Here is a 13,609-nt window from a genome sequence, read left to right on the forward strand (position 1 = left end):
TGTTATGATTAAGCTGTTTTTTTAAAAAGTTTAGAGGAGGAAAATTCTTTGCTAAGATCTTCTAACGATTTCCCTTTGGTTTCGGGCATTAAGAATGCAACAAATACTAGCTGAAGCACCATCATACCCGCAAAAATTGCAAATACAGTACCTGCACCTATTGATGCAAATAAGAAAGGAATAAGAGAAGGAATAATTGCAGCCAAAATCCAATGTACAGAACTAGCAAATGATTGTCCTGAGCCACGCAGATGATTGGGAAAAAGTTCTGTAATAAAAACCCAAATAACGGTGCCCTGACCTATTGCGTGTGCTGCGATAAATATGAATAAGAAAATAGGCACATATAAACCTCCCCAGTTTAGAAAGAATGCACAAGACACCAGAGTTAATGACACAATATACCCTATTGAGCCTATATACATGAGCTGTTTTCTGCCTAGACGATCTACCAGAAAAATACCTAATAGAGTAAAAAGTAAGTTGATTATACCAATTCCTATACTGCTTAGTAGAGCAGTGCTTTCACCTAATCCTGCTTCTTCAAAAATACGTGGGGCGTAATATAAAAAGGCATTTATGCCTGAAGCCTGGTTAAAAAAAGCAATTAAAAAGGCCAATATTAACGGAAAACGATATTTTTTAAGAAATATATTTTCACCAATTTCCTCATTACCATTAGCCGTTTTTAGTTCGGTCATTAGAGATTCTATATCCCTTTCTGGGTTAATGATTTTTAAAACTTTTTTAGCTTCTTCTCCTCTAAATTTGGTAATTAACCAACGCGGACTTTTAGGTACGGTAAGGGTAAATAAGGTATATATAATTGCGGGTATAGCCTCTACGCCCATCATATAACGCCAGTCATTTTCTCCAGTATTGCTCAACAGGTAGTTAGAGAGAAAGGCTATTAAAATTCCAAGAACTATATTAAATTGGTATAAACCTACAAGTTTACCACGGTCTTTAGGTGGAGCAATTTCTGATATGTAAGCAGGTGCAGCTATTGTAGAAGCACCTACTCCTAGACCGCCCACAAATCTAAAAATTGCAAACGTTATAGGATCTGTAGCAAGAGCTGAACCCAGTGCAGATAAAGTATAAAGTATACCTATCCATACTAAGGTTTTTTTACGACCTAATATATTTGTGGGTATGCTCCCAAAAAGAGCTCCTATTACTGTACCCCAAAGGGCCATTCCCATAACTACAGTGCCATGAAATACATCTGTTGTTTCCCAAAGTAATTGAAGCTTCTTGTCTGCTCCAGAAATAACTACTGTATCAAAGCCAAATAAAAAACCTGCTAGCGCTGCGGTAATAGACCAAATCCAAATTTTGTTCATTTTGAATAATTTCGTTTGGTATAAAACTAGCAGGAAGGCCGAATCAACTATTACGTTATAGTTTCAATTGTGTTTGATTTTGTAAAATAATTAACAAAATATACTAACTATCAGTAAGACAGTAATTTAAACTTATTTAATCGTTTAACTAGCGTGATATTTATTTAATTATGATACGCTTATTTTAAAATTTGTTACGATTGATGAGTGTTGGAACTTATTTTTGAGATCAGATATTTAGAAGTTAACTTCTTTTAATATATCGTTTTCTTAAAAAAATGAAGTTAGTTTAAACTTAACCCAAAAATGTAGTTTATTGATTTTTGAAGTTTTTGCGATATGCAGCTGGACTTTCTCCATATTTTGCTTTAAAGGCTGTTGAAAAGTAGCTTGGTGTAGAAAATCCGCTTTGATAAGCAATTTCAGAGATATTATTATTTGATTTTTCTAATAATTCTTGAGCTTTTGCCAATCTAAAATTATTGATAAAATCATTTACTCCATATCCCAATATTGCTTTAGTCTTACGGTATAGTTGTACTCGAGAAATACCCATAGACTCTGCTAGATTTTCTACTGAGAAGTCTGCGTTTTCAAAAGAATTTTTTACAATATCGTTTATATCAATTAAGAATTTTTGCTCCGGACTTTTTATCTGTAGTGTTGGATTTTCTCTAAAAAGATTATTTGTAAAATAATATCGCAATTTCTCACGGTTATAGAGCATTGACTTTATAGACTGCATTAAAACATCGTAGCTAAAGGGTTTTGTAATGTATAAGTCTGCTTTAGCATCCAAACCTTTTAAGTAAGATTCTTTATCACTATTTGCGGTAAGTAATATGATAGGGATATGGGATGTTGTAAGATTATCTTTTAACGTAGCGCAAATTTCAAAACCATTTTTATCGGGTAAATTTATATCGCAAATAATTATATCTGGTATTTCTTCGGTAGCTTTCTCGATTGCATTTGTCCCATCAGAAGTATATATCTCAAATTGTTGAGCTAGTTTCTTAGCTAAAAATTGTAACAAATCTTTGTTGTCCTCAATGACAAGTATTTGATACCGCTCTTTATCACTATTGGCAGAATTTGTAAGTTCTAAATCTTGTTCAAATAAATCAAAGGATAATGACGAGGTTGTTTCTGTAAAATCACTTATATCTTGCTCTACTGTAATCTGATCTTCATTAAAATGTTTATTTCCTTTAAATAGTGTAATTATAAAGGTAGAACCGTGTACAGATTGCACTTCTATTTCTCCTAAGTGTAAATCAACAAACTGCTTACTAAGAAAAAGTCCTATTCCCGAACTGTTTTTACGGTTATTAGATCCTTTAAAAAAGGGTTTAAACACACTATCGAGTTCTTTATCTGGAATACCAATACCGCTATCTGAAAATTTTATTTGTATACTATTTTGAAGTTCTTTTAACTCAATTGTTATTTTTCCATTATCTGGTGTGAATTTAAAAGCGTTTGATAATAGATTAAAATAAACCTTATCCATAAGGCTTCGGTCAAAATAGATCTCGAGATCTGTAGCAATAGCAATTAATTTGAATTCAATATTTCGCCGTATGGCTTCCCGTTCAAATTCTTTAAAAATATTATTTGAAAAAGTATAAATATTTGTTTTTGAGACCCGAAGATTAAATTTTTGATCTTCTACTTTTCTAAAATCTAATAGATTATTTACAAGTCTAAGTAGTCTGCGGCTATTATTTTCTATAAGAGAAATCTCAAATGGAATAGGGGAGTTTTTTGTACCAAACATCTCTCTTAATGACTCTAATGATGTTGTGATAAGAGTAATGGGAGTTTTAAACTCGTGAGATAATCCTGTAAAAAAGTTGACTTTTGCATCATTACTCTCTTTAACTTCTTTAGCTATTTTTTCTATTTGATTGCGCTGTATGGTTATTTTATCATTGTTAATAAGCAGCTGTCTGTTTTTCTTTCTAATTATAAAAATAGATCGAATACTATATACTGCTAATCCCAGTATCAATAGGAGAAAGCAAAATGTTATTTTGAGTAGATTATTTTGATTTGAATATAGTCGTTCTTGTTCCTCAATAGCATCTATTTGGTTTTCAATATCAGCTTGTTGATTTTTAATTTTCAGCAATTGATGTTTCATAATATCAGCATTAAGCTGATCTATAAGTACAATATCAAGTTCATTATTTTTGGGAACTTGTTCACCATTTGCGATTCGTAAAGCGAGCTTTATAGCTTCTGCGCCACCAGTAGGGTAAAGTATAGTGGCTTTTAATTTGTTTTCAAGAACCATCTCGATTCCTTGGTCTGGACCCAGTAATCCATCTACACCCACGATTTTTAAATTATTTGCAATGCCTTTGCGGTCTGCTACACTCCATGCCCATTTGGCTATGAGATCATTAAATGCAAATACAGAATTAACTTCTTCAAAAGATACAGAATCTAGAAGCTGAGCATACGCACCATCTGTATAAGGCTTAAGTGTGATAACCTCTTTAATATTTTTAGAACGTTCAGCAACTTGATTAAAACCCAAACTTCTATCTAATGTAGGGGAACTAAAATCATCGGGCATTAACTCTATAACTCTAATAGGCTTTACAGTCTTTGAAGCAATATAATTTGCAGTGAGTCTTCCGATACTTAGATTATCTGCTCCTAAAAATGCAGTGTATTTATCAGAATTAATTTTTCGGTCAATTAAAATTACGGGAATACCAGAATCGTAAGCATTTTCTATTGCAGGTACAATCTCAATAGATTCTAATGGAGAAATAATAATAATATCTACCTTATCATAAACAAACTTATTTATTTGAGCAATTTGTTTTTTGACATTACGGTTTGATATTACGATCTCTAAATCTACTTCAGGATGTAAATCTGCTTCAACCTGCATAGAATGATTCATTTCTTCGCGCCAGATATCGTCTGAAATGCATTGTGAGAAACCTATATTTATTTTATCAGTATCTTCAGAATTACAAGAAAAAAAAAGACATAAAACTACAAGAAAAGAAAACCTTAAAAACATATATTCATTCTATGAGATATTAATAAATATAGCCTTTTGATTTTGTTTAGAGTGCTTTTAGACTTAAATTCAGAATAAATTAATAAATCACAATTCCAATAATAAAACTCTAAACTGTGTATACAAATTAGTTCAAAATATGGAGTTGCGTTAATTCGGTAAGATATTAACAAGCATTAGCAACAAACCATAAAACTGATAATCTCGAATTAGTTTTAGTTATTTGAGATTACAAAAATTTCTCAATAAGTGTTTGACTTGTTTGCTATAGAAATTCTGTAAAACCAATTAAAAGAAGCCCTAGGAGATTATTATCTTTATTTTAATAACCTTCAGAATTAAAGCATACGGTAATCCTGCCGTACTTCAAATAAGCCCACATCAAAGTATAACCCATTCTTCCGTATATAAGATCCGGTTTATCTTTTCGAAATTAAAGACCAACTATCGTTTTAACTAAATAGTATTTAACTATTACTACGACACCGATTGGCGGTATTTCCGTTTAACTTTGATTTTATAATATTCGTCTAATTCGATGCACCGTTTATTTTCTAAAAGGTATATGAACACCAAGAATCTATAAATCTAATACCAGAAAAAATGGAAATAGCAAGTTCATTTAATTCATATAAAAAAGCATTCAGAGTAACTGTTTGCCTTAGTACGTTGCTTTATTCACCATACCTTCTAATCACCTTTAAAATTAATTAATCCACATTATGACCATACTCTACCTCCACGGACTCGAAAGCAAACTCAGTGCTGCTAAAAAAGCGATTCTTGAACAGTACGCAACTGTTATAGCGCCAGATTTAGACTATAAAAACAATCCTGATGCGGTACAACAGATCTACCTAAATTATAAATCTGAGACTATAGATTATATTATGGGAAGTAGTATGGGCGGTTTTGCAGCATATCATTTGGGGCTCGCATTTAATAAGCCGGTATTACTGTTTAATCCGGTTTTAGTAAAACGTTCGGTTTCTCATAATATCCCAAAATTTGAAGCTGCAAGTTCTGGATTTGGCCAAGTGGTTTTAGGTGGTAAAGATACTGTTGTGGACCCAAGTGATACGCTAATTTTTTTAGGAAACCAACTTAAACGCGGTTTTGATTACCATATACATCTGCGGGCCGAAATGAGTCATCGTACCCCGCTGGATGTGTTTAAAGAGGAAGTGGGGATGTTTTTTTTGTATAATTATTAAAGAACTTTAAAGCCTAGTTTCTTAACTAGATCAGGATAATTATTCATTAAAAATTCTTGAGTCTTTGTTAGACTATTATTTCTGTAAAGTCTATTAAATAGTAAAATATCAAAAATTGAACTTTCTAAAAACAGAACTTTTTTGCTGTAGCCACAGACTCCCTTAGCATTTGTTAATTTTTTAAAGTACTCAATATCTGTCATCCTCTTTAAAATGCCGCAACTGCTGAAGTGAACAATCTTGTCTGTAAATAAATTTTCACATTGTCCTGCAAGATCTCTTATTGAAATGCTTTCTGAATCAGACAAAAGAATTTCACCTTTATCACCGTGTGTACCTATTACAATTGTACCGTACTTTTTATAACTCGCAGTACTAGACACTTCCAAATATTGGATTAACGACTCTACAGTATTTGTTTTTCTGAAAATTGACTCCACATTACAAACCTCTTTTAATAAGGTCAATGTAGACTTAATAGTTAATTCCTTATTGAGTTTAGTTTCCCACTCTCCTTCTATCGCAAAAATATGATTATCAGGCTTCATTAGCATTTAAAGATTAGGTTGACTGTGATCTATAATTCGCTTCATCGTATCAAATATTCCTTGATAAAAAGATTCATCTTTAGCCGTTAAACGATACAATTCCATATCCTGTTTGCGCTGTTTATTTAAAACATCCTTAAACATTCTATGAAGTGCAAGTTCCTTGTTTTGGGTATCTGGGTTATTTAGATATTTTAATTCATAATCAGGATGAGCTTCTATACTTTTGGATAGCGTTAAAAGTTTGATTCTTTGTTCATCTGGAGTACTATCCCACCCTTGAAACCAGCGTTCATTAAATGATTTAATAATCTCATTCAACTCGTCTGTCTCTTCGGTACTGCCGTGAGCTCCCCTTGGAGTTGCTTTTTGAGGATCTAACTCAGATTCCCCGTCATCTAAAACAATAGCCTCATTCACTTTTGTGCGCTCCAGACCGTAGGTAGAAAGATCAACAGATTCTAGCAACTCATCTATTGCCTCGCCATCTGGATCTTTTACGATTAGTTTTGGTATTAAAAACTTAAGAAACCAAAACAATTTTTCCCAGACTAGCATTTCGTATGGCATTATAGCTGCCATCTGACCGTAAATTTTTACGAATTGTTTCGCTTTAATTTTAAAATCGGCTTTGGCTCCATCTTCAAGGTCAAGTTCTACATTGAAGCGGTTTGCAGCAGTATCTATTATGGGACTCAGTTGTTGAGCGTCTACCTTATCAAAATACTTTTCAACAAAATCTTCTACCTCAGCCCATTCATAAACGCCCACTTCATCCAATGCATCTTTCAACTCATGGAGTACATTCACATCTGTAGCTTTGCTTAATGTTGTAGATGTGTAGAAAGGCTCAAAAGATTCCTGTATATCATCAACCTTATTGAAAAAATCGAGTACAAACAAGTCTTCTGTTTTTTTACCGTATTTAAATGCCGAACGATTAAGACGACTTAGTGCCTGTACCGCAAGTACGCCTTGTAGTTTTTTATCTACATACATCGTAGCCAGTTTAGGTTGATCAAAACCGGTAAGGTATTTATTGGCTACAACCAGCATTCTATAGGCATCGGTATCAAATTGATCTTTGGTTTCAGAATCTGCAAAACCGTTGAGATCAGCTTCTGTATATTCAATGCCATCTACTTTCTTTTTACCAGAAAATGCCACGATAATTTGAAAAGGATTTCCTTTACTTTCCAGATAGGTGTTAATCGCCTGATAATACCGTATAGCCGATTCTATACTTTGAGTAACGACTATTGATTTTGCCTTCCCCTTCAGCTTCTTTGTATTGACCACTTTTGTTATAAAGTGCTCCATCATCAGTTCTGCTTTAGTCGCTATGGTACGCTTATCCTTTTCTACAAAGGCTCTAAGCTTCTTCTGCGCTTTTGCCGTATCAAACAACGGATTGTCTTCAATAGATTTTTCAATCTCGTAATAACTCTTATAGGTGGTGTAATTAGCCAGTACATCAAGAATAAAACCTTCTTCAATGGCCTGCTTCATCGAGTACAGGTGAAACGGTTTAAACCTACCGTCTTCCTGTTTAGTGCCAAAACGTTCTAAAGTTGCATTTTTAGGAGTTGCGGTAAAAGCAAAATATGAGGCGTTGCCTTTCATCTTACGTGCTTTCATCGCTTTTAAGATTTTGTCCTGCCCGTCTTCTTCATCCTCGTCAGTTTCTGCCATTCCCATCGCCTGATTCATCTTACCGGCGGTAGTACCTCCCTGCGAACTGTGTGCTTCATCAATAATCACTGCAAACCTGCGGTCACTAAGATCTGAAATCCCATCTATAATAAACGGAAATTTCTGAATCGTGGTAATTATAATCTTTTTACCCTGCTCTAGACTGTCTTTTAATTCCTGCGAAGAACGCGCAGGAGCCAGAATATTCTTTACTTCGGAAAACTCGCGGATGTTATCGCGTAACTGCTTATCGAGAATACGGCGGTCTGTGACCACAATTACCGAATCAAAGAGCGGATGCTCCAGACTTTTTGCTCCGGGTACTGCTGCTGTTGCAGGATAGGTTTCTATAAGCTGATAGGCAGCCCAGGTAATCGAATTGGATTTACCGGAACCTGCCGAGTGTTGTATTAAATAGGTCTGACCAACTCCTTTATGAGATACGTCATCAATTAATTTACGCACGACATCCAACTGATGATACCTCGGGAAAAATAAAGTACGTGTTGCCAGCTTGTCTGTAGATTTACCATCAAAACGCACAAAATGCTGAATGATATTGACCAGACTTTTAGGCTGAAAAACTTCTTCCCACAAATAAGCGGTTTTATGCCCAAACGGATTCACGGGATTCCCTTTACCGCTATTGTTACCTTTATTAAACGGAAGGAAAAAAGTACTTGCCCCGGTAAGTTTGGTGGTCATAAATACTTCATCAGTATCTACTGCAAAATGCACGAGACAACGCCCAAAGTTTAATAAAGGTTGTCTAAAGTCTCTGTCGTATTTGTATTGTTTGACCCCGTGGGTAGCGGCATTCTGTCCCGTCCAGTGATTTTTAAGTTCTAAGGTGGCAATAGGTACCCCATTTGTAAAAACCACCATATCAATCTCTTCTCTAAGATTTTCTGGATTGTAGCGTACCTGACGGGAAATGCTAAACCGGTTTTTATTAAAATTATCTTGTATGGTCTTGCTACTACTGGCTAGTGGTAACTGATATAACAGCGTAAGATGTGCATCTTCTACCTCAAGCCCTTTGCGCATAAGACGTAATAAACCGTATTTTTTCACCATACGGTCGTAACGCTCCAAAATTTTAAGCTGCCAGTCTGAGGAGCGTTTTAGTTTATCGAGTTCGTCTTGCTGCGTGTTCTCGAGAAACTCCCAAAAAAAGTGCTTATCTAGTGCATAACGTGCATCAAAATCTGTTGCATCGCCAATAACAAAAGTTCCCGGAGTATGATAGCCCGCCTGCGCCTCCCGAACACTGGTGCCGTCTTCTTTTAAACGCTCTAGTGTTGTGCCGGTAAGCGTTTGTTCTATCGCTGCCTCAAGGGCTTGTTCATTGGTTTGGCTAGGCATAATCAAAGTTTTCAAGTTTAGATTTCATTAAGAGAGTATGGCTTCTAATTTCAGTTTCCCCCCAATCATCCAAATCATCCATCATCATTTGTTGCTTCAAGCTATCGGCACCTACTTTTGTGTAATAGCCTTTTTTTGCTGAAGGTAAATGATTACTCAGCCTTGAATTTTTGCTACTACTTATCAAACATAAATTACCAAACAAATCATAGATTGATTTATCTATTTTATGTTCTTTAGAAATTGGATTTTGAGGATAATAATGCTCAACGGAACTTCTAAACGTAAATTCAAAAGATGATGAACCGTTTACATTCTCTTTCCACAAAATATAGTCTAAATAATTGAAAACAAAATTCTCAACATCTGTTCCCTTATCTAATATTCTTAACTCATACGTACTATTTAACTTATTTTGAGAAATAGCTTTATTTTCATATATCATTTTGAAATAATCCAAGGGATCGCCTTGGGCTATATACCGGTCAAATAAGTAAGCCTGTGCTAAGTTCTGCAAATATGTTTTGTACTCCTGTACAGTAAAGTCATTATTGTAAAACAAATAAAATAAACAGGCATTTAACCAATGTTTATAGACCAATGTTGGAGTTGAAACGTGAAACATAGCTAAGAGCATAATCAAATCCTTATTTAAAAGCTCATCATCAAAACTATTAACGTAACTCACTTTGTTACCTGAATACCACTTAAGCTTCTTTAAACTCCATTGATCCCTTTCTCTGATGAATTCTCTTTTGATTACAAACTGATCAAATAAGTGTTTAGCCTTAAGCAAATTGAACCCAAAGTCTTTAACAAATTGAATTTGATTTTCTATATCATCTCCCTTTAAATAAGTATTGAAAACATCTATTAATCTTTTATCGTCTAATGGGATATCTGTTTTTGTTTGTATTCGCAAAACATGAAGCAAAAAATTAGAAAAGCTAATAACAGAATTGAAACGCTCTGGAGCATCATCGTTTTCATCTGTATTATGCTCAAATATTCCTTTAAAACCAATGATTTCTTGAAGAGGAAGGCAGTTATTGCCCATGTCGTTAGAATTTGCACTCAGGCATTCAGCTAACTCTTGTAAAGATTTAATTTTTAAAGTGTTCCAATCTCCTTTTTCAAAAATACTATCTCGCTGAGAGGTCGTGAAACCATATTGTAAATAACGTTCCATATCAGAACAAGCTTCCCACACTTTGTCAAAGGCATTTAAAAGGTTTTTCTCATTCTTTAGACGCTCAAGCATATTAGCTTTGAGTACTTCGTGCTTTTCAAGTTGTTCGCCGCGATTATTCATTATTTCAAAATAATGATTTAAGTCTGTATTTTCAGGAACCGCAACTCGTACCAAACGAACATTTTTAGTAAAATAGCTATAAAACTTTTCTATCTTATCTGAGCTATCCAGAAATCTACGAAGTACCTTCTCTGCATCAAAATACCGCTGTTTTATATTTGTATTGTAGTCTTTGTTTGCTATAAAGGAAACTTGATCACCTTGATGATTACTTATTACCATCAAAGTTTCCGTAGATTTCTTGCGACTATCAAAACTAAGATTTAACTTATATTTTATCTTGTCTTCAATGGCTTTGTAAAATATACGGTGAATTGCATTTAGTAAAATATTTAAGGTTGTGAGACGTTGTTGACCATCAATAGTTTCATAAATAATTTCGCCATCCAAGTGCCGCTCGTAAACTACTAAAGTACCTATGTAATAACTTGTTCTAGATTTATCTTCATCAAAGGCGTAATCAGAAATATCTTGAATTAATTGCGTTATCTCTCCTAATCCCCAAGTATAATTCCTTTGGTAAATTGGTATAACATAAGTATCGTTATTTTCAAATAAAGACTGTATAGAAAAGGATGGTATTTCTTTATGCATAGATGTAATTCATTTTTGTAAATAACGTTTGGATATCTTTTGTTTTGCTTGATTCTACTATATCATTTTCACTTAAGATATCAATCTTTAGATTTAAAAAGTCGTTAGGCTTTAAAGCGTCTTTAATTGTTTTAAATACATGCGGGTATGCAAGCGCATAATTATCTACAGACGCTAATTGTACACTATAATATGTAAGACGTACACTGTAAGCCCAAATAAAAATACGTTCAATAGCACGCTCAATCTCAGCAGTTCCGAATTTGTCTATATAAAAAATCAACCCACAGTTAAATAAATTTCTCACATATTTATCGCCTGTTCTATTTTTACCATCATAATTATCTATAGTCTCTAAGATTTCTTTCGCCAAACTACTTTCTCTAGTCTCTATCCTTAAAACCTCGATAACTTCTACATAATGATTAATCATTTCAAAAAAACGTTTCCCGTTTATAAGGACTTGGTCAAGTTGAAACGGATAAGACATATAATTTTTATCTATTTTTCTATTAAAATCATCGTTATAAGACTCAACATAAAAATGACTTATACGGTATATACTTGCAAAAGGAAAAGGTTCTCTAACACTAGGACTTATACCTTTAAAAATGTCTACATCATTCTTAGTAAACTTTCTTGCAGATTTAGAATTTGCCCAGTTTTTGATTCTATATAAATAGTTGGAAAAAGTACGTTTTAACTGCTCTAATTCCATATTTTCCCAGTTATCTACGATTCGTATTCGCTCGTCTTCAGAAGTATTACTCATCATTTCTCGTAAATGAAAAGCTTTAAGTAAGTCATGGGGTTCCAGATCTACACCCCGTGCATTTTGAGAGTCAAAAAATTGAAAGGCTTCAGATATATCAGTTAATACTACCTTAACCACTTCGCAGGAACTATAAAAGAATTGAACAGTCTCAACATCAAAATCACTAACTCTACGTTGAATTTCTAGATAGTTATCCCGAATATTATTTTTACTCAGATTATTTGTAAAATAAAGTTTTCCTATAATATCCAGATTAGGCAGCTCTATTTTTGATTCTTTTAGCTTTACTGTTAAAACATCATTATTTTGAATTGCAAGACCTATAAGTAATAAAGTGATAGAACGTTGTTGACCATCTACAATATTTAAAATCTGGTCATCATTCAAATGATATACAACAGTCCCTAAACGATAAGCAGGCTTATCCTTAAAAAGCAAAATATCATCTAGTAATTGATTTACATTTTTACTTGACCATCTATAAGGCCGCTGGTATTTAGGTATTTCTACGTTTTTTGTAGTAACTAACTCTTTGACTGTTATGATTTCTGGTCGTATTACCTCGCTTTTGTGGGTTGGGTTTTTTGTCATTTTACAATATTACTTTTTAAACAAACCTTTATTTTCCCCTTACTACACGGTTTATCACAAGCATTAATACTCTTTTTATTAATTAACATTTCACAATTCATCCCCATATATTTGCAGTTCGTGAATTATAAACATTCACCTTGCAGTTAAACTTACCTTGGATACTTTTTATATATTCAAGATCATCTGGAGAATAAACACCTATATAAATACTAAACAATTTATCTCCAGACTGCGCTCCTCGTTTAGCTGCTTTGTTAACTGCATCTATAATATGATAATCATATTCTCCAAAATTGAAACCAAAAGAAACTAAATAACCAGTTATACTACTCAACTTCTCATAACAAAAGGTCAGATATCTATTATGATAAATATGATTGAGTTTTTCGTTTCCATCACCTGCCGTTACAAATACAGGGTAATCCTTTTTATTCATTCGCTCTTTTATGTTCGCTAATAAATAGCGGCGATCTCTATAAACCTCTTTTTCGATCTCAGTCCCTGTATCAAAAATTGGCAATGTACCATGAACATGAAAAACTTTTTGATCATCTTTATGCTTACCCCAAAATAGCTCACCGTATTCTGCATCTTCTTGACCTCTTCTTGTTTCTACCGGGTTTAGGTGTTCTCTTCCAAAACCGTCATTTGCTTCTTTAGACTCATTTCTAAGTAACACCCAATAAAGCAATAAATCATAATTTGTAGAAAATACTTTCCCATCATTTTTCAAAAAATCACTTAAAAAATCGAAACAAGCTTTACTTCTATCTTCCTCAACTTCAAATACATGCTCTGGATGTAATTCGCTTACTGCGTCTATTAAACTTGTTTGAAGAAGTTTATTTGCATCTTCTAAAGCTTCAATAAGCTTAATATCTGTATCAAATGCTTTAGCTATTTCTATAAAGCTGTCTAATTGGCGCATTATCAGCTCAAAGTTTTTCGTATTGATTACGTTAAAGAGTTTAGAAAGAGTAGGATCTTTTAAATTGTCTATAAAATCATATAAAGCATTATAGGAAAATATTTTATGGTCGTAAGACATACTGAACCCATTACCCATTATCAGGTGCTTCGCATATTTTTTATGGCTTCTGTCACCTAGTTTTTTCAAGATATCTTG

8 protein-coding genes are annotated in these 13,609 nt (G+C 33.5%); 1 reads left to right on the forward strand and 7 read right to left on the reverse strand.

Features of this window, described 5'->3' with window-relative positions; all coding sequences use genetic code 11:
* Window positions 1–8: 8 nt before the first annotated feature.
* Both DSM00_RS09765 and DSM00_RS09770 read right to left on the reverse strand, forming a co-directional pair.
* Window positions 9–1,346 carry a sugar porter family MFS transporter gene (locus tag DSM00_RS09765; protein WP_128757830.1) on the reverse strand — a complete coding sequence of 446 codons (1,338 nt, stop codon included), beginning with the start codon at window positions 1,344–1,346 and terminating at the stop codon, window positions 9–11.
* Between the two features lie 313 nt (window positions 1,347–1,659).
* Complete coding sequence (locus DSM00_RS09770; protein ID WP_128757831.1) at window positions 1,660–4,389, reverse strand: substrate-binding domain-containing protein; 2,730 nt, start codon at window positions 4,387–4,389, stop codon at window positions 1,660–1,662.
* A gap of 722 nt (window positions 4,390–5,111) precedes the next feature.
* Between DSM00_RS09770 and DSM00_RS09775 the strand changes: the two genes are divergently transcribed.
* The gene (locus DSM00_RS09775; RefSeq protein WP_128757832.1) at window positions 5,112–5,603 is read left to right on the forward strand and encodes a YqiA/YcfP family alpha/beta fold hydrolase; all 492 of its coding nucleotides are present in this window, start codon (window positions 5,112–5,114) and stop codon (window positions 5,601–5,603) included.
* Here the strand turns inward: DSM00_RS09775 and DSM00_RS09780 are convergent.
* From DSM00_RS09780 to DSM00_RS09800, 5 genes are all read right to left on the reverse strand, one after another.
* Entirely contained in the window at window positions 5,600–6,151 is a 552-nt protein-coding gene (locus DSM00_RS09780; RefSeq protein WP_128757833.1) for a DUF6642 family protein, read from the reverse strand. The genes DSM00_RS09775 and DSM00_RS09780 overlap by 4 nt on opposite strands.
* Window positions 6,152–6,157: 6 nt before the next feature.
* Window positions 6,158–9,208, reverse strand: a complete 3,051-nt coding sequence (locus DSM00_RS09785) for a type I restriction endonuclease subunit R (RefSeq protein WP_128757834.1) — start codon at window positions 9,206–9,208, stop codon at window positions 6,158–6,160.
* Entirely contained in the window at window positions 9,201–11,114 is a 1,914-nt protein-coding gene (locus DSM00_RS09790) for a DUF262 domain-containing protein (RefSeq protein WP_128757835.1), read from the reverse strand. Before DSM00_RS09790 ends, DSM00_RS09785 begins: the two co-directional genes overlap by 8 nt.
* Window positions 11,107–12,480 (reverse strand): DUF262 domain-containing protein, encoded by a 1,374-nt coding sequence (locus tag DSM00_RS09795; protein ID WP_128757836.1) that lies wholly within the window; start codon window positions 12,478–12,480, stop codon window positions 11,107–11,109. Before DSM00_RS09795 ends, DSM00_RS09790 begins: the two co-directional genes overlap by 8 nt.
* Before the next feature lie 97 nt (window positions 12,481–12,577).
* Window positions 12,578–13,600, reverse strand: coding sequence for a DUF4917 family protein (locus tag DSM00_RS09800; RefSeq protein WP_206633799.1), 1,023 nt, complete (start codon window positions 13,598–13,600; stop codon window positions 12,578–12,580).
* Between the last annotated feature and the right edge of the window lie 9 nt (window positions 13,601–13,609).

Source organism: Leeuwenhoekiella aequorea, assembly GCF_004104375.1.
Taxonomy (GTDB): Bacteria; Bacteroidota; Bacteroidia; order Flavobacteriales; family Flavobacteriaceae; genus Leeuwenhoekiella; species Leeuwenhoekiella aequorea.